Origin of the sequence: Nocardiopsis sp. LDBS0036 (assembly GCF_041228755.1) — a bacterium.
In the GTDB taxonomy this organism is placed as follows: domain Bacteria; phylum Actinomycetota; class Actinomycetes; order Streptosporangiales; family Streptosporangiaceae; genus Nocardiopsis; species Nocardiopsis dassonvillei.
In genome coordinates, this window is record NZ_CP141103.1 from 546068 (window position 1) to 565929 (window position 19862).

21 protein-coding genes are annotated in these 19862 nt (G+C 72.7%); 12 read left to right on the plus strand and 9 right to left on the minus strand.

What is annotated here, in order from left to right; translation table 11 throughout:
- The first annotated feature begins 29 nt into the window (after positions 1-29).
- Positions 30-980 (plus strand): DUF1177 domain-containing protein, encoded by a 951-nt coding sequence (locus UIS43_RS02140; RefSeq protein ID WP_071621925.1) that lies wholly within the window; start codon positions 30-32, stop codon positions 978-980.
- 346 nt (positions 981-1326) lie between these two features.
- Here UIS43_RS02140 and UIS43_RS02145 read toward each other — a convergent pair whose 3' ends face one another.
- A complete protein-coding gene (locus tag UIS43_RS02145; RefSeq protein ID WP_071621926.1) occupies positions 1327-2376 on the minus strand; it encodes an NAD(P)-dependent alcohol dehydrogenase in 1050 nt (349 codons plus the stop codon).
- A gap of 440 nt (positions 2377-2816) precedes the next feature.
- Between UIS43_RS02145 and UIS43_RS02150 the strand changes: the two genes are divergently transcribed.
- The 4 genes from UIS43_RS02150 to UIS43_RS02165 all read left to right on the plus strand — a co-directional run bounded on the left by UIS43_RS02150 (position 2817) and on the right by UIS43_RS02165 (position 5306).
- On the plus strand, positions 2817-3734 hold the full coding sequence (locus UIS43_RS02150; RefSeq protein ID WP_013152726.1) for a helix-turn-helix transcriptional regulator: 918 nt from the start codon (positions 2817-2819) through the stop codon (positions 3732-3734).
- Between the two features lie 212 nt (positions 3735-3946).
- Complete coding sequence (locus tag UIS43_RS02155; RefSeq protein ID WP_358170242.1) at positions 3947-4363, plus strand: DUF2255 family protein; 417 nt, start codon at positions 3947-3949, stop codon at positions 4361-4363.
- A gap of 77 nt (positions 4364-4440) precedes the next feature.
- Positions 4441-4875, plus strand: a complete 435-nt coding sequence (locus UIS43_RS02160; protein ID WP_071621927.1) for a helix-turn-helix transcriptional regulator — start codon at positions 4441-4443, stop codon at positions 4873-4875.
- 20 nt (positions 4876-4895) lie between these two features.
- Complete coding sequence (locus tag UIS43_RS02165) at positions 4896-5306, plus strand: VOC family protein (protein WP_019611340.1); 411 nt, start codon at positions 4896-4898, stop codon at positions 5304-5306.
- Positions 5307-5405: 99 nt separating this feature from the next.
- On the opposite strand, the gene UIS43_RS02170 is transcribed toward UIS43_RS02165, so the two are convergent.
- The 4 genes from UIS43_RS02170 to UIS43_RS02185 form a co-directional block, all read right to left on the minus strand.
- Positions 5406-6329, minus strand: a complete 924-nt coding sequence (locus UIS43_RS02170) for an RNA polymerase sigma-70 factor (RefSeq protein WP_071623186.1) — start codon at positions 6327-6329, stop codon at positions 5406-5408.
- Between the two features lie 132 nt (positions 6330-6461).
- On the minus strand, positions 6462-6935 hold the full coding sequence (locus UIS43_RS02175) for a carboxymuconolactone decarboxylase family protein (protein ID WP_013152731.1): 474 nt from the start codon (positions 6933-6935) through the stop codon (positions 6462-6464).
- Positions 6936-7188: 253 nt separating this feature from the next.
- Positions 7189-8229, minus strand: coding sequence for an SMP-30/gluconolactonase/LRE family protein (locus UIS43_RS02180; protein ID WP_013152732.1), 1041 nt, complete (start codon positions 8227-8229; stop codon positions 7189-7191).
- 152 nt (positions 8230-8381) lie between these two features.
- Entirely contained in the window at positions 8382-10199 is a 1818-nt protein-coding gene (locus UIS43_RS02185; protein ID WP_013152733.1) for an NAD(P)/FAD-dependent oxidoreductase, read from the minus strand.
- A gap of 219 nt (positions 10200-10418) precedes the next feature.
- Here UIS43_RS02185 and UIS43_RS02190 point away from each other — a divergent pair, with 219 nt between their 5' ends.
- Complete coding sequence (locus UIS43_RS02190) at positions 10419-10895, plus strand: MarR family winged helix-turn-helix transcriptional regulator (RefSeq protein WP_041552577.1); 477 nt, start codon at positions 10419-10421, stop codon at positions 10893-10895.
- Positions 10896-10986: 91 nt separating this feature from the next.
- On the opposite strand, the gene UIS43_RS02195 is transcribed toward UIS43_RS02190, so the two are convergent.
- Positions 10987-11544 carry a nuclear transport factor 2 family protein gene (locus UIS43_RS02195; RefSeq protein WP_013152735.1) on the minus strand — a complete coding sequence of 186 codons (558 nt, stop codon included), beginning with the start codon at positions 11542-11544 and terminating at the stop codon, positions 10987-10989.
- Positions 11545-11721: 177 nt separating this feature from the next.
- On the opposite strand from UIS43_RS02195, the gene UIS43_RS02200 reads away from it, so the two are divergent.
- Entirely contained in the window at positions 11722-12519 is a 798-nt protein-coding gene (locus UIS43_RS02200) for a helix-turn-helix transcriptional regulator (protein ID WP_370012281.1), read from the plus strand.
- 21 nt (positions 12520-12540) lie between these two features.
- Here UIS43_RS02200 and UIS43_RS02205 read toward each other — a convergent pair whose 3' ends face one another.
- From UIS43_RS02205 to UIS43_RS02215, 3 genes are all read right to left on the minus strand, one after another.
- Positions 12541-12972: an HIT family protein gene (locus tag UIS43_RS02205; RefSeq protein ID WP_013152737.1), complete on the minus strand. Its 432-nt coding sequence runs from the start codon at positions 12970-12972 to the stop codon at positions 12541-12543.
- Between the two features lie 232 nt (positions 12973-13204).
- Positions 13205-14623, minus strand: a complete 1419-nt coding sequence (locus UIS43_RS02210) for an MFS transporter (protein WP_370012282.1) — start codon at positions 14621-14623, stop codon at positions 13205-13207.
- Positions 14623-15087, minus strand: coding sequence for a hypothetical protein (locus tag UIS43_RS02215; RefSeq protein ID WP_117197932.1), 465 nt, complete (start codon positions 15085-15087; stop codon positions 14623-14625). Before UIS43_RS02215 ends, UIS43_RS02210 begins: the two co-directional genes overlap by 1 nt.
- Before the next feature lie 79 nt (positions 15088-15166).
- Here UIS43_RS02215 and UIS43_RS02220 point away from each other — a divergent pair, with 79 nt between their 5' ends.
- The 5 genes from UIS43_RS02220 (at position 15167) to UIS43_RS02240 (ending at position 19857) form a co-directional block, all read left to right on the plus strand.
- Complete coding sequence (locus UIS43_RS02220; RefSeq protein WP_071621931.1) at positions 15167-15781, plus strand: TetR/AcrR family transcriptional regulator C-terminal domain-containing protein; 615 nt, start codon at positions 15167-15169, stop codon at positions 15779-15781.
- A 455-nt stretch (positions 15782-16236) separates the two neighbouring features.
- Positions 16237-16488 (plus strand): metal-sensitive transcriptional regulator, encoded by a 252-nt coding sequence (locus tag UIS43_RS02225; protein WP_019611331.1) that lies wholly within the window; start codon positions 16237-16239, stop codon positions 16486-16488.
- A gap of 228 nt (positions 16489-16716) precedes the next feature.
- Positions 16717-17289, plus strand: a complete 573-nt coding sequence (locus tag UIS43_RS02230; protein ID WP_358455530.1) for a rhodanese-like domain-containing protein — start codon at positions 16717-16719, stop codon at positions 17287-17289.
- A gap of 100 nt (positions 17290-17389) precedes the next feature.
- Positions 17390-18808 (plus strand): MBL fold metallo-hydrolase, encoded by a 1419-nt coding sequence (locus UIS43_RS02235; RefSeq protein WP_013152743.1) that lies wholly within the window; start codon positions 17390-17392, stop codon positions 18806-18808.
- 173 nt (positions 18809-18981) lie between these two features.
- Positions 18982-19857 carry a sulfite exporter TauE/SafE family protein gene (locus tag UIS43_RS02240; protein WP_013152744.1) on the plus strand — a complete coding sequence of 292 codons (876 nt, stop codon included), beginning with the start codon at positions 18982-18984 and terminating at the stop codon, positions 19855-19857.
- Positions 19858-19862: the final 5 nt, after the last annotated feature.

Consider the following 19862-nt stretch of genomic DNA (forward strand, 5'->3'; position numbering starts at 1 on the left):
GGCGGTCCACCACCTGAGAGAGGGAACCCATGTCCTGGAGCCACGTCATCGAGACCCACGACCTGCTCGACACCCCGACCGCCGACGGGGCGTCCGTGGCCGAGTACCTGCGCCGCCACGGCGCGGCCGACGGCGAGGTGCTCGTGGAGACCGTCGCGGGCGAGGGCGGGTCCACCGACTTCGTCCGGGTGACGATCGCCGGCACCGACGGCGCCGCCTCCGGCGGCTCCGCGCCCACCCTGGGCATCCTCGGCCGCCTCGGCGGCCTGGGCGCGCGCCCGGAGCAGATCGGCTTCGTCAGCGACGGCGACGGCGCCCTCACCGCAGTCTCCGCAGCGGCCAAGCTCCTGGACATGCGCCGCCGGGGCGACACCCTGCCCGGCGACGTCGTGCTGGCCACCCACATCGACCCCGACGCCCCGACCCAGCCCCACGACCCGGTCCCGTTCATGGGCTCGGTCGTGGACCAGGACGTCAGCAACCGGCACGAGGTCCTGCCCGCGATGGACGCGATCCTGTCCGTGGACACCACCAAGGGCAACCGGATCTGCAACCACCACGGCATCGCCATCACCCCGGCCGTCGTCGACGGGTGGATCGTGCGGGTCCCGGAGAGCCTGCTCGACATCGTCTCCCGCACCACCGGCCGCGCCCCGGTCGTCATGCCGCTGACCATGCAGGACATCACCCCGTACGGCAACGGCGTCTACCACGTGAACTCGATCCTGCAGCCGTCCACGGCCACCAGCGCCCCGGTCGTGGGCGTGGCCATCGTGACCGAGGAGGCCGTGGCCGGGTCGGCCACCGGCGCCACGGACCTGCGCAGCGTGGAGAGCGCGGTCCGGTTCGTCATCGAGACCGCGAAGGACTACGGCCGCGGCATCGCCCGCTTCGTCGACGCCGACGAGGTGCTGCGGCTCCAGGAGCTGTACGGGAGCATGTCCCACCTGCGCGGCGCGGGCGAGTCCGCCGCCTCCTGAGGCGCTGAGCCTCGGAGGTCTCGGGGGACGCCGTCCCGCCCGGGCCGCGGGGCGGGACGGCGTTCCCCGTTCCCCGGCAGGGCACGGCACGGGCCCGGACCGGTCGCCGGCGCCGGACCCGGCCCGGCTGGTCGGCGCGGCGAGGTCCCCGCCCGGTGAGGACGCCCACCGCGACGCCTGCGCCCGGGGAGCGGCGCTGCCGCGTCGCGGGAGGAGCCAGGGGGTCGACGCGGCCCGCCGTGCGCACCCCGGCTGCCCCCGCCGCAGGTGGGAGACGGGACGGGCCCCGCCGACCCCCTCGCGCCGGGGAGCGGCGGGGCCCGCCGTGCTCGGGCCCTCGGGGCGGTCAGGCGCCGCCCAGGGTCGAGGCGTCGATGACGAACCGGTACCGCACGTCCGAGGCGAGCACCCGCTCCCATGCCTCGTTGATCTGGTCGGCGCGGACGATCTCGACCTCGGGGGCGATGCCGTGCTCGGCGCAGAAGTCCAGCATCTCCTGGGTCTGGGCGATACCGCCGATCTTGGAACCGGCGAACGAGCGGCGGTTCTCGAACAGCGTGAACAGCGTCACCGCCACCGGCTCCGGCGGCGCGCCCACGCTCACGATCGCGCCGTCCAGGGCCAGCAGGTTCAGGTAGGCGTCCAGGTCGATGGGCGCGCTGACCGTGTTGACGATCAGGTCGAAGGTGTTGGCCAGCCGCTCGAAGGTGTCCGGGTCGCTGGTGGCGTGGTAGTGGTCGGCGCCGAACCGCAGCCCGTCCTCGCGCTTCTTCATGCTCTGCGAGAGCACCGTCACCTCCGCCCCCATGGCGTGGGCGAGCTTGACCGCCATGTGCCCGAGGCCGCCCAGCCCGACCACGGCGACCTTCCTGCCCGGCCCGGCGTTCCAGTTGCGCAGCGGCGAGTAGGTGGTGATCCCCGCGCACAGCAGCGGTGCGGCCTTCTCGAAGGGGATGGCCTCGGGGACGCGCAGCACGAAGTGCTCGTCCACGACGATGCGCTGGGAGTACCCGCCCTGGGTCACGGTCCCGTCCCGGTCGGTGCCGTTGTAGGTGTCGGTGAACCCGCGCAGGCAGTACTGCTCCACACCGGCCAGGCAGTTCGCGCACTCCCGGCAGGAGTCGACCATGCAGCCCACTCCCACCCGGTCGCCGACCTTGTGGCGGGTGACCTCGGAGCCGACCTCGGCGACCACACCGGCGATCTCGTGCCCCACGGTCAACGGGTAGGGGACCTCGCCCCAGTCCCCGCGGACGGTGTGGATGTCGGAGTGGCAGATCCCCGCCCAGGCGATGTCGATCAGGACGTCCTTCGGGCCGACCTCCCTGCGCTCGATCGTGCCCGGCGCCAGGGGCGCGGTCGCCGACGAGGCCGTGTAGGCGTGAACGAGGGACATGGATCTCCTCAGAAGAGTTCGTGTTGGACGCGCGTCGAACCCCGTACGAGGGCGCGGTCAGCCCTTCGGGCACGGGTCGACGGGGACGGCCGACCGCGCATGCCGCGTCGGCCGCCTCCGGCAGTCAAACACCCCGACGACGCGTTTGGGAGGTTCTGTCAGTGCCCGTCACGGCAGTGCCCCCTTCCGGTGCTTCGCCGTCCTTTCCCGGAGGGCGGCCTCCCGGGGCCCGGCGGGTCCGGGACCGAGGCGGGCCGCGCCGCCGGCGGCGCGCGTCCGCGTCCGCCGCCCGGCGGATCCCCCCGGAGCGGCCCGCGGCGTCGAACGCCTCCGCCCGGACCGCCACCGGCGGACCCCGTCCGGCGGCCGAGGGAGTTCCTCCTGTTCGGGGTAACGACAGGACCTCCCACGAGCGTGTTCGGCTTCCTAGCCTGGAGGACATGGACCACCGCAACCAGATCCGGGACTTCCTCTCCACCAGACGGGGGAGGATCACCCCCGAGCAGGCGGGACTCGTCGCCTTCGGCGGCAACCGGCGGGTGCCGGGCCTGCGCCGCGAGGAACTCGCCATGCTCGCCGGGGTGAGCGTGGACTACTACACCCGCATCGAGCGGGGCAACCTCAAGGGCGTCTCCGAGAGCGTCCTGCACGCCCTGGCCGAGGCGCTCCGGCTCGACGACGCCGAGCGCGCCCACCTGTTCGACCTGGCGCGCACGGCGGGGGAGGCGCCGGGCAGGCCCCGACGCCGGTCGGCGCGCCAGCGCGTGCGGCCCGGCGTGCAGCGGATCCTCGACGCGATGACCGGCGCACCGGCGGTGGTGCAGAACGGGCGGCTCGACATCCTGGCCGCGAACCGGCTCGGCCGCGCCCTGTACGCGCAGGTCCTCGACATGTCCGGGCGGCCCGCCAACTACGCGCGGTTCGCCTTCCTGGACCCCCGCGCGCGGGACTTCTACCCCGACTGGGAGCGGGCGGCCAACGACACCGTCGCCGTCCTGCGCACCGCTGTCGGACGCGACCCCTACGACCGTGCCCTGTCGAACCTGGTGGGAGAGCTGTCCACGCGCAGCGAGGACTTCCGGACCCGGTGGGCGGCGCACAACGTCCACCAGCACCGCACGGGCACCAAGACCATGCACCATCCCGTCGTGGGCAGGCTGGAGCTGGGCTTCGAGGCCATGGAACTGACCGCGGACCCCGGCCTGTCGCTCTTCGCCTACAGCGCCGAGCCTGGCTCGCCCTCCGCGGAGGGACTGGACCTGCTGGCGAGCTGGGCCGTCACCTCCGAACGCGAGCGGGACGGGGCCCCGGCGGCCGACGGCGACCCGGCCGCCTCCTCCCCGCGTTCGGACACCTAACGTGTCCGGAGCCGCCGGGGGAGCCCGCGGCCCCCGCTCCCGGACCGGGGAACAGACGGACGACCTCGCCCCCCCCCGCGGGGGCCCGTTCGCCTTCGCCCCCGAGGTGTCCGCGTGCGGGTCCGCCGCGACCGGACCCGACCGCCGAGACCGCGGCCGTGCGGGGCACGGCGGACCCACCACACCCGACCCGAGGAGGGGAAAGCAGCACGATGACGACGTGGACGAGTGAGGAGCTCGCCAGGATCACGGACGCGGAGGAGCTGCGGCTCGCGCCCCTGCGCGTCGACGGACGGCCGGACAGCCGCGGGCGCGTCTGGGTCGTGCGTGACGGCGACGACCTCTACGTCCGCTCGCTGAGCGGGCGCGTCTCCGACTGGTACCGGAGCACCCGGGTGCGCCCCAGGGGACGCGTCCGGGTCGGCCGGGTCGCCAGGAACGTGGTCTTCGTCGACGCCGACCCCGGCCTCAACGACCGGATCGACGCCGCCTACCGCGCCAAGTACGGTCACTACGCCACCAGCCACCTCAGGGCCATCACCAGCCCCGAGGCGGCAGCCACGACCCTCCGTCTCGTGCCCTACCCCGACTGCCGCCGGTCCGGCTCCCGACGGCACGCGGGCTGCTGAGGGCCGCGTCCGGGTGCGGCGCCCCCGCCCTGTGCAGGGCCGGTCCGCCCCGGGCGCGGCGTGGGATGATGGCGTCCATGGCCGACAGGGACGCACGGGAACAGCGGTTGCGCGACATCGCCGCCATCCGCCGTGTCCGCGACAGGATCGACCGCGAGTACGCCCAGCCCCTCAACGTCGAGGCGCTGGCCCGCGGGGCGCACATGTCGGCCGGACACCTGAGCAGGGAGTTCCGCCGCGTCTACGGTGAGTCGCCGTACTCGTACCTGATGACCCGGCGGATCGAACGGGCGATGACGCTGCTGCGGCGCGGGGACCTCAGCGTCACCGAGGTCTGCTTCGCGGTGGGCTCGTCCTCGCTGGGCACGTTCAGCACGAGGTTCACCGAGCTGGTCGGCGTGCCGCCGAGCGTCTACCGCCGCGACCACTCGCGGGCGGCGGCGGGCATCCCGCCCTGCCTGGCCAAACAGGTGACCAGACCGGTCAGGAATCAAGAAGCGCGCTCCCCGTAGCCGGACCTAGCGTTGGGGGCATGGACATCACCATTCACCACGCCTTCCTGCCGCACACCGACGCCGAGGCCGCCCTGGGCTTCTACCGCGACCTCCTCGGGTTCGAGGTCCGCAACGACGTCGGCTACGAGGACATGCGCTGGATCACCGTCGGGCCGGTCGGACGGCCCGCGACCTCCATCGTGCTGCACCCGCCCGCCGTCGACCCCGGCGTCACCGAGGACGAGCGCCGCACCGTCCTGGAGCTGATGGCCAAGGGCACCTACACCGCGATCACCCTGGCCACCGACGACCTCGACGGCCTCTTCCAGCGCCTGGAGGCGGCCGGGGCGGACGTGGTCCAGGAACCCATCGACCAGGACTACGGGGTCCGCGACTGCGCCTTCCGCGACCCGTCCGGCAACCTCGTGCGCGTCAACCAGACCGTCTGAACGGGGGGTTCGTACGGCCCCCCGCACGACCTTGCGGCCCGGCCTTCGGCCCGCCCACCGGTCGAGGCCGGTCCGATCGGGTCCGGTCCCGGCCGGGGGTCAGCGCGACCGCTTCCGGGCCCGCCTCACCTCGCGGTCCACGGCCCAGGCGTCGGCGACCGGGCCGAGGTGGCCCAGTTTGTCGGGGTTGATCACCCCGCGCACGGTCTGGACCCGCCCGTCGAGCACATCCAGGACCAGCGCCTGGAGGACCCGGCCGTCCCGGTCGCGCAGGAGCGCACCGGGCTGGCCGTTGACCTCGTGCGGCTCCAACGACACGCCGATCCCCAGCAGCTCGGGGAAGACCGTGCCCAGCAGACGGGCCACGCCCGCCGCGCCCGTGACGGCCCTGGCCAGCTGCGGGGCCCGGCCGCCGCCGTCCCCGACCAACTGCGCGTCGGCGGCCAGCAGGTCCCGCAGGCCGTCCACGTCGCCGTTCTCCAGCGCGTCGAAGAAGCGCGTCGCCAGCTCCCGCTGCTCGCGACGGTCCGCCGCGAACCGCGGCCGCCCGGTCGCCATGTGCCGCCGCGCCCGCACGAGCAGCTGTCGGCACGCCGCCTCCGAACGCCCCACCGCCGCGGCGACCTCGTCGAACCCGAAGGCGAACACCTCCCGCAACAGGAACACCGCCCGCTCCAGCGGGCTGAGCCGCTCCAACAGCAGCAGCGCCGCCATCGACACCGAGTCGGCCAGCTCCACCGACCGCGCCGGGTCCTGGTAGGGGTCGCTCAGCAGCGGCTCGGGGAACCACGGGCCGACGTACTCCTCCCGCCGCACGCGCGCCGAACGCAGCACGTCGATCGAGATCCGGGTCACCGCGGCCGACAGGAAGGCCTTGGTCGACGCGGGGCGGGTCGTCGAGCGGTCGAAGCGCAGCCACGTCTCCTGCACCGCGTCCTCGGCCTCGCTCACGCTGCCCAGGATCCGATAGGAGATCGAGAACAGCAGCGGCCGCAGCTCCTCGAAGTCCTCCACCTTGCCCACGCCGACCCGCCCCTCTCCCAAGCCCTTCCGCCCGGCCGTACTCCCCGGTACGGGCGGCTCGCGCCGACCGGTCCGCCCCCGGGCCCGGGGCCGGAACCCGAAGTCCGCAGCCGCCGGGCCCCGTGCCGGAACCTAGTGGAACTGCCCGGGCTCGTAGCTTCCGGCGGGCTGCCGGGTGATGATGTTGAGCCGGTTCACGGCGTTCATGAACGAGACCAGCATGACCAGGGCGGTGAGCTGCTCCTCGTCGTGGTGCTCGGCGGCGCGCTCCCACACCTCGTCGCTGACCCCGCCCGCCGCGCCCGCGACCCGGGTGCCCTCCTCCGCCAGCTCCAGCGCGGCGCGCTCGGCGTCGGTGAAGACCGTGGCCTCCCGCCACGCCGCGACCAGGTTCAGCCGCACGGCGGTCTCACCGGCAGCGGCGGCGTCCTTGGTGTGCATGTCCAGGCAGACGGCGCAGCCGTTGATCTGGCTCACGCGCAGCGCCACCAGTTCCTGCGTCGCCTTCGGCAGCGCCGAGTCCCTGAGGGCCCTGCCCACGGACATGAAGGGCTTGACGGCCCTGCCCGCGGCCGGGCTGGTGAAGTAGTCGAGTCTCGCGTCCATGGGGTGCTCCTTCGCGGTCGTCGTCGGTTACACCCCCTGAGACGAGACAGCCCGACAGCCTGTGACACGGGTGGTTGTGACCCGGGTCTCCTGTGGGTTCGGGGGTTGGCCGACGTGCCCCCTGGGGCGGGACGGCCCGTCGCCCCGCCACCTGGACGCGCGTGACCCGGGCCCTCCCGCCCGGGAGCCGGTCGACGTGCTCCCGGGCGGGCCGCGCGACCGGTTCCGTCCCTTCCCCCGCGGGGGCGGACGGTCAGCCGCCGTTGGACTGGCGGATCCCCTCGGCGAGCGCGTCGAAGGAGTAGACGAACCCGCCGTCGTCCCCGCTGACGGTCATGTAGGCGTCGGTCGTCCCCGGTGCGATGGCCACGTTGGTGGCCGAGTACAGCCCCTCGGCGGCGTCGGCCGGGACGCCGACCGTCGCCAGGTGCTCACCGAGCGGGCTGTACACGAAGATGCGCGGCTGGCCGTGGACGGCCTGGTAGAGGTTGCCGTCGGCGTCCACCGCGATGGAGTCGATCCGGCTCGTGCCTCCGTCGAAGTACAGGGCGGCGTGGGAGGTCTCCACCTCGGTGCCGTCCTCGTTCAGCGCGTAGTGGTCGACGCGGTTGGCGCCGTACTGGCCGACCCACAGCCCCGAGAAGTCCGCGGTGAACGAGATGCCGTTGGGCGCGGGCAGCTCCTCGGCCAGGACGGTCGCCTCCGCGGTGTCGCGGTCGACGCGCACGACCCTGCCCCGGGCCTCCCACGCCGGACCGTCGAACCCGGCCGAGTCGCTGACGTACATGTTCCCGGCCTCGTCGAAGGCCAGGTCGTCGGGGTTCATCGGCGCTCCGTCGACCTCCCCGGAGAAGAACGTGGTGTGGTCCTCGCCCTCGGGGGTGATGCTGTCGATCTTCCCACCGGCGAAGTCGGTCAGGTAGAGCCGGTCGTCGTGCGGACTGAACTGCGCGGAGGTGTAGGCGCCGGTCTCGTCGGTGAACACCGGGGTCACCTCCCGGGTTCCGGTGTCCACCCGGAGCACCTTGGGCTCCCCGGCGGGGGCGGTGACGTCCACGACGAGCAGGCGTCCGTCGGCGTCGAAGGTCGGGCCTTCGAGCAGGGTCATCCCCGTCTCCTCGTGGACGGAGGTCACCTGGACCAGGAGTTCGGCGGTGCGCTCGGTTCCGCCGTCCTGGCCGTCCTCGCCGGTGGCGGCGGGGGCGGCGCATCCGGCCGCCGCGCCGGTCAGGGCCAGTGCGGCGAGTGCGCGGGCGGCCACCGTTCGTCGCGGCCTGGGGCAGTGCTGTTCCATACGTTTCCCTCGGGGTCTGGGATCAGGTGTCTGGGGTCCGGGAGCGTGTTCGGCGCACGTCCACCCCGCCGCGCGGCGGGGCGGACATGCGCCGGACACGCCCCGGAGGGTGGGCGCCCAGGAAGGGGCGCCCACGGAGGCGTCCGGGCCGGCTAGGACCGCGCGTTCAGGACCTCGTGCATGCGGCTCCCGCGCCAGTCGGCCAGCAGCCGGTGGAAGGCCACGGGGCCGGGGCTGTAGGAGAACCCGCCGTGCACGCCCGCGCCCTCGCGGTTGTAGTAGCCGGGCGTGCACTCGGCCTGGAACGCCGAGTTGTCGTGCGCGCTCTCCCGGACGGTCCGGCCCCACGCGTCGGCGGCCTCCTGGGAGGGCTCGACCACCGGGGCCCCGGTCTTGCGGGCCTCGGCGACGACGGCGGCGATGTGCTCGGCCTGCTCCAGCAGGATGTGCGCGAAGTTGACCGAGTTGGCGTTCTGGAGCGCGCCCAGGTGGAACAGGTTCGGGAACCCGTTGCTGTAGAAGCCGTGCAGCGTGCTGGGCCCGCGGCTCCAGGACCCCAGCAGGTCGCGCCCGCCGCGCCCGCGCACCGGCAGCGTTCCCGACATCACCCCGGACACGCCCACGTCGAACCCGGTGGCGAAGACGACGCAGTCCACGGGGTACTCGGCGTCCCCGACGACGATCGCGTCCTCGGTCATGCGGGTGACGCCGCCGTGGTCGGCGGTGTCCACCAGGGTGACGTCGGGCCGGTTGAAGGTCTGGAGGTAGTGGTCGCTGAAGCAGGGCCGCTTGCACATGTAGCGGTACCAGGGTTTGAGCAGCTCGGCCGTGGCAGGGTCGTCCACGACCTCGTCCACGCGCGCCCGGATCTGGTTCATCTTGCGGGCGTCCACGAGTTCGTCGATCCGCTCGCGCTCCTCGGCCGGGACGCTGGTGTCCAGCGCGCCGGAGATCATCTTGCGCTGGAGCCGGGCGGTGGAGGTCCAGCCGTCGCGGGTCAGGTCGGTCTCGACCCGCTCGCCGGAGACGATCGCCAGGAAGTTCTCCATGCGCTCGCGCTGCCAGCCGGGCTTGAGGGAGGCCGCCCACTCCGGGTCGGTGGGGCGGTTGTCGCGCACGTCCACCGAGGAGGGGGTGCGCTGGAACACGTACAGGTGCTTCGCGTCGCGTCCCAGGTGCGGGATGACCTGTACGCCGGTCGCGCCGGTGCCCACGACCGCGACCCTCTTGTCGGCGAGGCCGGTGAGGCCGCCGTTCTGGTCGCCTCCGGTGTAGCCGTAGTCCCAGCGACTCGTGTGGAAGGTGTGGCCCCGGAAGGTGTCGATCCCCGGGATGCCCGGCAGCTTGGGCTGGGTGAGCGTGCCCGAGGAGGTGATGACGAACCGCGCGCGCATCCGGTCGCCGCGGTCGGTCTCCACTACCCACTCGTCAGCGCCCTCGTCCCAGGTCAGCGCGGTGGCGCGGGTGTGGAACAGGGCGTCGCGGTACAGCCCGAAGGTCTCGGCGACGGCCACGGCGTGGCGGCGGATCTCCTCGCCGGGGGCGTAGCGCCACTTCGGTACGTAGCCGACCTCCTCCAGCAGGGGCATGTAGGAGTAGGACTCGATGTCGCAGTGGATGCCCGGGTAGCGGTTCCAGTACCAGGTTCCGCCGAAGTCGCCCGCCTCGTCCATCATCCGGATCGACTCCACGCCCGCCTGGCGCAGCCGCGCGCCGGTGGTCAGGCCGCCGAAGCCGCCGCCGATCACGAGCACCTCCACGGTGTCGGTCAGCGGTTCGCGTTCGGTCCGGGGGGTGTAGGGGTCCTTGGCGTAGTAGCCGAACTCGCCCGCGGCCGAGCGGTACTGGCCGGTGCCGTCGGGGCGGACGCGGCGGTCGCGCTCGCGGGCGTACCTGGCCCGCAGCGCGTCGAGGTCGATCTCCCCGGTGCGGTCGTCGGTGTCGGCGGTCGTGTCGGAGGCTGTGCCCATGTGCCGTCCTCACTTCGTTGCCGTCGCATCGCGACGCGGACGCGGCGCCGGGCTCGCGCGGGGGATGGCCGTGGTGCTCACGGGAGCGTGGAACGGGATCCGGGCGGCTGCCATCCCGATGCGGCGGCGGTGTCGTTGAACCGTGCGCCAAAAAGCTTAGCATCAGGCTAAGTATTTGGGGTCGGGGGGCGCCCGTCGCGGCGCTCTATCATGGCGGCTATGCGGCAACAGGCGACCGAACAGGGCGAACACGAACGCGAACGCATCGTGCGCGAGATCCAGACCCTGAACGGGATGATGGAGGAGACCGTGATGGCCGCCCTCCTGCAGAACCTGCTGTCGATGGACCTCACCATCCAGCAGCTCAGGGTGCTCATGGTCCTGGTCACCACGAAGGAGGGCGCGACGGGCAGGGGGCTGTCGGAGTCGTTCGGCGTCTCCATGGCGTCGATGTCGGGCGTGCTCGACCGGCTCGTGGCCCACGGTGTCGCCGAGCGCTCGGCAGACCCCGACGACCAGCGCGTCCGCCGCCTCCGCGCCACGCCCCTGGGCGCCTCGGTCGTGCGGCGGCTGATGGTGGCGCGGCCCTTTCGCGACGACATCCTCATGGGCCTGCCCATGGAGGACCTGCGCGCCCTCGAACAGGGGTTTCGCGCGGTGAGCAAGGAGATCTCCCGGCTGGGCGCAACGGACTGACCCCGCGCGCCGGGCGGGCCGGTCACCGGGCGGCCCCATGTCCGGGGCGACTGGGGACAGGGGCGCGCCCCGCACGTGCGGGGCGGGAGGGTTACCGGCCCGACCGGGCGGACAGCCGTGGCGAGACCATGCGTCCGACCGCGCGCAGCAGGGCCCGGAACTCGGCCCCGTTCGGGCGCACGCCCAGACCGGCGTACATGAGCGCGTTCCCGTACTCGGCCATGAGGACGATCCGGCCGTCCTCGACGTCGAACCGCGTCACGTAGGTGTTGCGGTAGGGCTGGCCCGTGCGCGCGACGACCATGTCGCCGACGCCGTGGAAGAAGAGCTGGCGGCCGTCGGGCGAGACGCGCCACGCGTGGTCGCGCCACCGCAGCGGGGCGAACTTGTCGAACAGCGCGCCCGTGTAGGCCAGGACCTCGCTCCTGCCCTTGACGTCCGCCACGCACAGGCCCCGTGTGCGCCCCTCGATGATGTCCGTGACGCCCTCGGGGGTCGTGGCGCCCCGGGCGTGCATGAACAGCTGCCGCGCGTCGTCGGCCAGGGTCCGGGCCACGGCCTCGATGTCCTCGGCCTCGACGGCGCGGACGAACTCCCGGGCCACGGCGAGTCCGGCGTGGGTGGCGGGGGTCAGCCTCTGGTCGTGCATGGAAGTCTCCGATCGTCGTGTTCCGCCGCGCGTTCCGGGCGGTCCCGGTGCGCCCGGTGCGGTGTGCTCTCGATGATCCGGGGAGCCGGACGGGGGAGGAAGACCGCGTCGAGGGTGGTACCGGCAGGACCAGGCTCGCCCGACGGCACGGGGCGCGGGGCGGGGACAATGGGGGGCATGTCGAGCAGCGATCGGACCGAGTTCGGGGAGTACCTGCGGCGGCGCAGGGCCGCGATGAGCCCTCCGGAGCCTCGGGGCGGTGTGCGGGTGTCCCGTCGGCGGGTTCCGGGGCTCCGCCGCCAGGAGGTCTCCGACATCGCGGGTATCTCGGTGGAGTACTACACGCGCCTGGAACAGGGCCGGGCGCCCCGCCCCTCGCGTGAGGTCCTCTCCTCGCTGGCCCGGGCGTTCGGGCTCTCGGACGCCGAACGCGACCACCTCTTCCGGCTGGGGGGCGAGCCCCCGCCCGAACCGGCCTCGCCCTCCTCGGTCATCCGCCCCGGGCTGCTGCGTCTGCTGCGCGGCCTGGACGAGACGATGCCGGTCACCGTGCACGACGGGCGGCTCGACCTCCTCGCCCGCAACAAGGCCGCGCGGGAGCTGCTGGGGTCCTCGACCGGCGGCGGTCCGTTCGATCGCAACATCGCCTACCAGGCCTTCACGACCGACGTGCTCACGCAGCTGCTCGGGGGCGGGGGCGCGGACCGGTTCCTGCGGGCGGCGGCCGCCGAACTCCGGACGGCGCTGAGCCGGTACCCCGAGGACGCCTACCTTCGCGCCCTGCTCGCCGAGCTCACCGCGACCAGCCGGAGCTTCCGCGACCACTGGGAGGAGGGGGAGGTCGGCGTTTCGAGGTCCGCGGTCAAACAGATGCGCCACCCGGCCCGGGGGTGGTCCCGCTTCGAGATCGAGGTGCTCCACGACCCCGAGCGGGACCACTGGATCATGCTCTACACGCCTCACGGCGAGGAGTAGCCCTCCGTGCCGTGAGGGGCGTCAGTCCCTGGGCGCGACGGCGTGGTCGAACCCCAGTTCCCGGAGGGCGGTACGCAGCCGCTCGGCCGAGCGGTCGAGGACGCTGTGGTCCGTCTCGGTCTCGACGCCGCTGAGGTCGAAGTCGGACATGTCCCAGACGGGGGCCACGTGGACGTGCATGTGCGGCACCTCGAAGCCCGCGACGAGCAGCCCGGCGCGGGGCGCGTTCCAGGCGGCGCGAACGCCCCGGCCGACGGCCTGGGCCACTTCCATGCACCTGGTCAGGAGGGCGGGGTCGGCATCGGTCCAGTGGTCGACCTCCGCCCGGGGGACGACCAGGGTGTGGCCCGGCCGGAGCGGGGCGATGGACAGGAAGGCCACGACCTCGGGGTCCTTCCACACGAAGTGTCCGGGGAGGTCGCCGGCGATGATCTTGGAGAAGAGGGTCGGCAAGGGTGGGAGGCCTTTCCAGCGCGGGTGGGAACAGACGGTTCCTCACAGTGTGGGGGTCAGGACCCGGTGGGGCGTCCGGAACCGGCGGGCAGTGCGGGGCGGCCTGTGGCCACCGACCCCAGACAGATCCACGGTTCCGACCCATCTGAACTGGTGTTTCCTCATCTCGGTGTCGGCGGTCAACCGGGCCGAAGGTGCCGTGGACGCGTTGGGCCCCGGCGGTTGGATCCCTCTACCGCGTGGTCCGATCATCGGCGTGTCGCGCACTCGCCTCCCGGGAGAGGGCCAGTGCGGCGACACCGGCTGCTGTGAGCATGAGCCCCGCGAGCAGCACGAGCACGGTTGTGTGGGAACGACTGCCCACAGCACCGACCAGGGATCCGATCCCGGTGACGCCGAGTGCCGCGCCGAGCTGAACGACGAGCAGGACGGCCGTGGTGCCCCTCCCGGCCATCGCTGCCGGGAGTATGCGGTAGATGCTGGCGAAGGTTGGCGCGGAGACCGCTCCGAACGAGAGGCCGGTGAGGCACAGAAGGAGCGTGCACACCAACGCGGGGGAGGGCAGGAGTTGCGCGCAGGCCGCCAGGAGAGCCAGGGAACCCGCCGAACAGGCCGCTGCGGTGGTGACGATCCTTCGGGATCCGACGCGGTCCGAGAGCGCTCCAGCGACGCTCATCGACACCAGCATCCCCGTTCCGAAGGCCGCCAGTGGCACGGCCTCGGTGAGCCCGCTGAGATTCCATGACCGTGCGGCCAGCAGGGGCACGAGAGTGAGTGTGGAGAACAGCAGCACGCCACCCATACCCATGATCGCGGCGGCTCCGGAGAAGCGACGGTCGGTGAAGAGCCGCGGGTCGATGATCGGCGCGGGTACGCGCAGAGAACGCCGGACGTAGACCACCAACAGCAGTGCGCCCAGTACACCCGCGGTGAGCGTTGACCATGGCGTTCCAGCGGAGAGCCGACCGATGGCGAACAGGCTTGCGGTGAAGCCGAGACCGAGCAGGGCCAGGCCGACAAGGTCGAACCGGTGGGCCTGAGCTGCCCCTGGGGCTGATGAGTCGGTGCCGGGGGACGTTCTCCACTGACCCAGGGAAAGAGCCAGGAGCACGCCAGCCAGGAGGGTGGGCGGTACGGCGAAGAGGAAGACGCTGCGCCAACCCGCGGCGGACAACAGAGCGGCGCCGATGACGGGTCCGACCGCCGGGGCGAGGTTGATCACCATGGACATCAGCCCCATGACCGCGCCGATGCGTCGGCGATCGGTGATCTGCGAGATCAAGGCCAGGCAGGCGGGCTCCAGGACTCCGCCGCCGAGCCCCTGCACGGCACGTGCCGCGATGAGCTGTTCGAACGTCACCGCCGATCCGCTTCCCAGCGCACCCGCCGCGAAAACCGCGAGACCCACCAGCAGCACCGGGCGGCCGCCGAACCGGTCCACGGCCCACCCGGCGAAGGGGAGCGCCAGTCCTGCCGTCAGCAAGAAGACCGTCGTAACCCACACGATCGAACTCATGGAGGTCCCCAGAGCCTCCGCCAGGGTGGTGAGCGCCATCGACGTGACCGAACTGACCAGTACCGAGACGAAGCCGATGACCGCCAGCGCGGCGACCGCCAGGGGGAGAAAACGCGCGGAGACGCTTGTCGGCATCATCGGTCCCTTCCGTGCCAGACGGCGACCAGCGCGGTGACCCCCGGGAGGGCGAGGAGGCAGAGCAGGGCCAGGCCCAACCACAGGGGAACGATTCGGTCGTACGCACCGCCTTCGGCCCCGGCACTGAGGATGAGCACTCCCATGCCGACCGTGAACAGGGTCGTGACCACTCCGCGTTCCCACCATCCACGCCGAACCGCCGCCAGGGCGAAGAGCCACCCCAAGAGCCCTGTCGCGCCGACGATCACCAGGTAGAGGATGATCGCTGTCCGCTCGGCGGCTATCTCGACGGCGTCCCACTGGGGGTAGGCGGCCAGTACGTGACGCTCCACCGACCCGAGGAACCACAGGTCCAGGACCGGCAGCAGGATGCACACCACCTGCAAACCGGCACCGATCCGCAACGCCTGTGCGAGGTTCCCACCGCCCCCGTTGCGGCGTTCCTGCTTCTCAGCTGACATGGCGCAACACCTCTCTTACGGCGTATGAGACGGCTTGATGCTACTCTTACGGCGTAAGAGAGGTCAATCGAGGGGTGGCATGAGCCAAACGCGCGTCCAGGGCAAGCACGCCGGTCTGAGTCGGCGCCAGGTACTGCGAACCGCCGTGGGGCTGGTCGACGCCGAAGGAGTCGCCGCGCTGTCCATGCGGCGACTGGCGCGTGAACTCGGGGTGGAGGCGATGACCCTCTACCACCACGTGCGCAACAAGGAGGCGCTGGAAGACGCCATCGTCGAACACGTCCTCGCCGAGTCGATCCGTGAACCCCAGGCTTCAGACTCGTGGCAGGAGGCGGTCACCGGTTACGCGCTCGATGTGCACCGAGGCCTGCTCGCCCATCCGGGGGTGGCCACCCTCTTCGCCACCCGCCCTGCCCTGACCAGCCGGAACCTTCGCGAACTCGAAGGCCTCCTGCGTATCCTCACCGCGGCGGGTTTCGCCGCTGGGACCGCCCTGACCATCGTGCACGTGACGGCCTCGTCCGTGCTCGGACAACACCTGACCAAGCAGGGCGAGAACTCCGGCGACCCTGTTCCCGGAAGTGCCGACCTGCCCTTGGTGAACAAGGCCCTCGAAGCAGGGCTGCCCGGTGTCGACGCCCGGATGAGGTTCACCCTGACCGCACTCGTCACCGGTTATGAGAGTCTTCTGTGAAAGTCGCGGGATTCCCGGCGCACCGCACGTCGCCGTCCTCCACTCGCTGATAGGGCACTGAGCCGGGGCGTGCCTCCAGGCGCCTCCGTTCCCGCCGGTCCTGAATCGGTGCCGGTCGCAGGAGAGGAAGCCGAGGGGAGATGCCGGAGGCAGCCGCGCGCTGGCCGGTCCCGCAGCGCTCGTCGAGGCCCTCCTGAGCGACGCCGGGATCGAGGCGGTACGGCTGCCCTGGGCCCGGTGGGCCGGGGCGCCCGACGCCGGGTCCGGCAGGGCGTCCCCGGCTGCCGCGGACCCGGGGCGGCCCCGCCTCCGGGGCGTCCGATCGGGGAAGGCGGTGCGAGAATCCGATCCGCGGACAGGCTCCTGGGGCCGGTGTGACCTACGCGACTGGCCGCGCGGATACACCCGGGGGTATGGTGGGGGCACGGGCGGAAGGAGACCAGATGAAGCCTGAAATGGTGGGCGACGCCATCACGCGACTCAAGCGCGCGCAGGGCCAGCTCTCCGGTGTCATCTCGATGATGGAGGCGGGGGAGGACTGCGCCGCCGTCCTCCAGCAGTTGGCCGCGGTCTCCCGGGCCCTGGACCGGGCGGGGTTCAAGATCGTCGCGAGCGGCATGCGGCACTGCAACACCGCACGCGAACGGGGCGAGGAGCCCGAGCTCACCGAGGAGGAGCTGGAGAAGCTGTTCCTGGCCCTGGCCTGAGGGTTCGTGGGCGCCGACCGGGTGTCGGGCGCCCGCGCGCCGCCTTTCGCGCGGAGTCCCCCTCCGGCCTCGACCGGAGCGTCTCCATGGCCTCTGGATACTCCCCCCAGTATACGGGGGCGGATATCGGGCAGTCCGGGTTCCCGCGTGTCCGGAGTCCCGGTCCGTCCACTGGATACCCCCGGGTGTATCCAGATCCACTCCCGCACCACCGAAGGAAGGAAACACATGAGTGACCACGGCATCGACGTGCGCGCCGTGCGCGTACTGCTCGAAACCGACCCCCGCGCCCTGATCGTCGACGTGCGCACCCCCGCCGAATACGAGGGCTCACACATCCCGGGGGCCGTCAACCTGCCGCTGGAGCAGGTGGACGCCCACCTGGAGCGCATCGTCGCCGGCGCGGGCGGCCGCCTCGTCCTGGTCTGCCGCTCCGGCAGGCGGGCCGGGCGGTGCCGGAACACGTTGGCGGGGGCGGGCCTGGGCGACACGGTCGTGCTGGAGGGCGGCATGAACGCCTGGGAGGCGCAGGGGGCGCCCCTGGAGCGCGGCCGCGAGAGATGGGCGCTGGAACGCCAGGTCCGACTGGTGGCGGGCGGCATCGTCCTGGGCTCGGTGCTCGCCTCCCCGGTGTGGTTCCCGGCGGTGGCGGTCGCCGGTGTCGTCGGTGCGGGGCTGGTCTTCGCCGCCGTCACCGACACCTGCGCCATGGGCATGGCCCTGTCCCGCCTTCCCTACAACCGGCCGAGCGGGGAGGTCGACATCGAGGACTCCCTGGCCCGCATCGCCGCCGGCCGATGAGCGCACGCGAACAGGACCTCCTTCTGCCCTCTGGATACTCCCCCCAGTATCTGACCAGGGCTGACACGTCACACAGCACCCACCGGACAAGGAGCAGAGCATGCTGCTGGAACGCCTCTACGACGACGACCTCGCCCAGGCCGGCTACTTCGTCGGCTGTCAGGCCAGCGGAGAGGCCGTCGTGGTCGACGCCCGCCGCGACATCGACGACTACCTCGGACTGGCCCGCGCACACGGCATGCGCATCGTCGCCGTGACCGAGACCCACATCCACGCCGACTACCTCTCCGGCACCCGCGAACTCGCCGCGGCCACCGGCGCCACCGCGTACGTCTCCGGCGAGGGCGGTCAGGACTGGCAGTACGGATTCGACGCCGAACGGCTGCTCGACGGTGACGCCATCACCGTCGGCAACATCACGGTCCGCGCGAGCCACACCCCCGGGCACACGCCCGAGCACCTCTCCTTCCTGGTGACGGACGGGGCGTTCAGCCGCGACCCCGGCTACCTGCTCTCGGGTGACTTCGTCTTCGCCGGCGACCTGGGCCGTCCGGACCTGCTCGACGAGGCCGCAGGGGGGAGCGGCACCCGGTTCGAGGGCGCCCGCCAGCTCTTCGAGAGCCTGCGCCGGGTGTTCCTGAACCTGCCGGACCACGTCCAGGTCCTTCCCGGACACGGTGCGGGCAGCGCCTGCGGCAAGGCCCTCGGCGCTCTTCCGGCCACCACGGTCGGGTACGAGCGGCTCAACGCCTGGTGGGGTCCCTACCTGCGCGCCGGCGACATGGAGGGCTTCGTCGCGGAACTGCTCGACGGACAGCCCGACGCCCACGCCTACTTCGCGCGGATGAAGCGCCAGAACAGGGAGGGGCCCCGGGTCCTGGGCCGCCTCGCCCCGCCGCCCGCGCTCTCCGACGAGGAGGTCGGCAGGTCCCTGAACGAGGGCGGGAGCGTCCTCGTCGACACCCGGCCCCACGTCGAGGTCCACCGGGGCACCGTGGCGGGGGCGCTGAACATCCCGGGTCCGGACAAGGCCGCGACCTTCGGGGCCTGGGCCCACGACCCCGAGTCCGAAACCCGCCCCCTGGTGCTGCTCGCCGACGACGGGGACACCGCCCGCCGGGTGCGCGACCACCTGCTGCGGGTCGGCATCGACCACGTGTCCGGTTACACGACCAGCACGGAGGGCCTGCCGAGGACCGTGCCGCCGCGCGTCACCCCCGAGGAACTCGAACAGGCCGGTGCCGCGCTCCTGCTGGACGTGCGCACCAGGGGCGAGCACGCCGAGGGGCACATCCCCGGTTCGCGGCAGCTCAGCGCGGGCCGTGTGCTGTGGAACCTCGACGCGCTGCCGACCGACGGCACCATCGTGAGCTACTGCCAGTCGGGCGCCCGCAGTTCCGTGGCGGCCTCGGCTCTGCGCCGCGCGGGATACGACGTCGTCGAACTCGACCGGGGTTACGGCGCCTGGGAGGACTGGAGGCGGGACCGGGACGCGCCGGTGCGCGCTGGTGCCGACTGAGGCACGCGGCGGGGCCGCGCCCGCCGCCCCCGCAGCGGGGCGCGCGTGGGCGGGCGCCGCCCCCCGCGTCGTCCGGGCGGCCTCCGCGCTGTCCGGACCGCCCCCGCGCCCCACCATCCCCGAGCCATCGGCCGCCCGCGCCCGCCGCGGCGAGCCACGGAAGCGGAGTCAACATGGAGTTTCAGATCGTCCTCGCCCTGGGCCTCGCCGCGGTGGTGGGGCTCGCGCTCGGACTGCTCGGCGGAGGCGGTTCCATCCTGATGGTGCCGCTGCTGACCTACGTCGCGGGCATGGACCCCAAGGAGGCCATCGCCGCGTCCCTGTTCGTCGTGGGTCTCACCTCGCTCGTCGGCGCGCTCGCGCACGCACGCGCGGGAAACGTGCGCTGGCGTACCGGGCTGGTGTTCGGAGCCGCCGGGATGGCGGGGGCCTTCGTCGGCGGCGTGGTGGGAGCGCACGTTCCGGGCGCCCTGTTGATGACCGCCTTCGCCCTCATGATGGTCGCGACCGCCCTGGCCATGCTCCGGGGCGGGAACGCGACCCCCGGCCGGGGGTCGGACGCCGTGGCGCCGCCGCTGGGACGCGTCGTCCTCGACGGGGTGGTGATCGGCGCGGTCACCGGGCTGGTCGGCGCCGGAGGAGGGTTCCTCGTCGTGCCCGCCCTGGTGCTGCTGGGCGGACTGGCCATGCCGGCCGCCGTGGGCACCTCCCTGCTCGTGATCGGCATGAAGTCCTTCGCCGGACTCACCGGTTACCTGACCGCCGTGAGCCCGGACTGGGCCCTGCTCGGCGCGGTCAGCGCGCTCGCGGTGGCCGGTTCACTCGTCGGGGTGCGCCTGAGCTCCCGCGTGCCCGAAGCCGCCCTGCGCAAGGGGTTCGGCGGCTTCGTACTGCTCACGGGGGTGTTCGTGCTGATCCAGGGGCTCTTCGACCCCCTCGGCGCGGCCCTGGTCGCCGTGGCGGCGGGTCTGGCGGCCCTGGCCCTGGTGTGCCGCCTGGTCGGTGACCGCTGTCCCCTGGTCCCCCTCCTCCGGCCGCGCGCGGGATGAGCGGG

Coding starts and splice junctions, on each gene's coding strand:
- UIS43_RS02140 (WP_071621925.1), top strand. CDS start 30: ATGTCCTGGAGCCACGTCATCGAGACCCACGACCTGCTCGACACCCCG.
- UIS43_RS02145 (WP_071621926.1), bottom strand. CDS start 2,376: ATGTCCCTCGTTCACGCCTACACGGCCTCGTCGGCGACCGCGCCCCTG.
- UIS43_RS02150 (WP_013152726.1), top strand. CDS start 2,817: ATGGACCACCGCAACCAGATCCGGGACTTCCTCTCCACCAGACGGGGG.
- UIS43_RS02155 (WP_358170242.1), top strand. CDS start 3,947: ATGACGACGTGGACGAGTGAGGAGCTCGCCAGGATCACGGACGCGGAG.
- UIS43_RS02160 (WP_071621927.1), top strand. CDS start 4,441: ATGGCCGACAGGGACGCACGGGAACAGCGGTTGCGCGACATCGCCGCC.
- UIS43_RS02165 (WP_019611340.1), top strand. CDS start 4,896: ATGGACATCACCATTCACCACGCCTTCCTGCCGCACACCGACGCCGAG.
- UIS43_RS02175 (WP_013152731.1), bottom strand. CDS start 6,935: ATGGACGCGAGACTCGACTACTTCACCAGCCCGGCCGCGGGCAGGGCC.
- UIS43_RS02180 (WP_013152732.1), bottom strand. CDS start 8,229: ATGGAACAGCACTGCCCCAGGCCGCGACGAACGGTGGCCGCCCGCGCA.
- UIS43_RS02185 (WP_013152733.1), bottom strand. CDS start 10,199: ATGGGCACAGCCTCCGACACGACCGCCGACACCGACGACCGCACCGGG.
- UIS43_RS02190 (WP_041552577.1), top strand. CDS start 10,419: ATGCGGCAACAGGCGACCGAACAGGGCGAACACGAACGCGAACGCATC.
- UIS43_RS02195 (WP_013152735.1), bottom strand. CDS start 11,544: ATGCACGACCAGAGGCTGACCCCCGCCACCCACGCCGGACTCGCCGTG.
- UIS43_RS02200 (WP_370012281.1), top strand. CDS start 11,722: ATGTCGAGCAGCGATCGGACCGAGTTCGGGGAGTACCTGCGGCGGCGC.
- UIS43_RS02210 (WP_370012282.1), bottom strand. CDS start 14,623: ATGCCGACAAGCGTCTCCGCGCGTTTTCTCCCCCTGGCGGTCGCCGCG.
- UIS43_RS02215 (WP_117197932.1), bottom strand. CDS start 15,087: ATGTCAGCTGAGAAGCAGGAACGCCGCAACGGGGGCGGTGGGAACCTC.
- UIS43_RS02220 (WP_071621931.1), top strand. CDS start 15,167: ATGAGCCAAACGCGCGTCCAGGGCAAGCACGCCGGTCTGAGTCGGCGC.
- UIS43_RS02225 (WP_019611331.1), top strand. CDS start 16,237: ATGGTGGGCGACGCCATCACGCGACTCAAGCGCGCGCAGGGCCAGCTC.
- UIS43_RS02230 (WP_358455530.1), top strand. CDS start 16,717: ATGAGTGACCACGGCATCGACGTGCGCGCCGTGCGCGTACTGCTCGAA.
- UIS43_RS02235 (WP_013152743.1), top strand. CDS start 17,390: ATGCTGCTGGAACGCCTCTACGACGACGACCTCGCCCAGGCCGGCTAC.
- UIS43_RS02240 (WP_013152744.1), top strand. CDS start 18,982: ATGGAGTTTCAGATCGTCCTCGCCCTGGGCCTCGCCGCGGTGGTGGGG.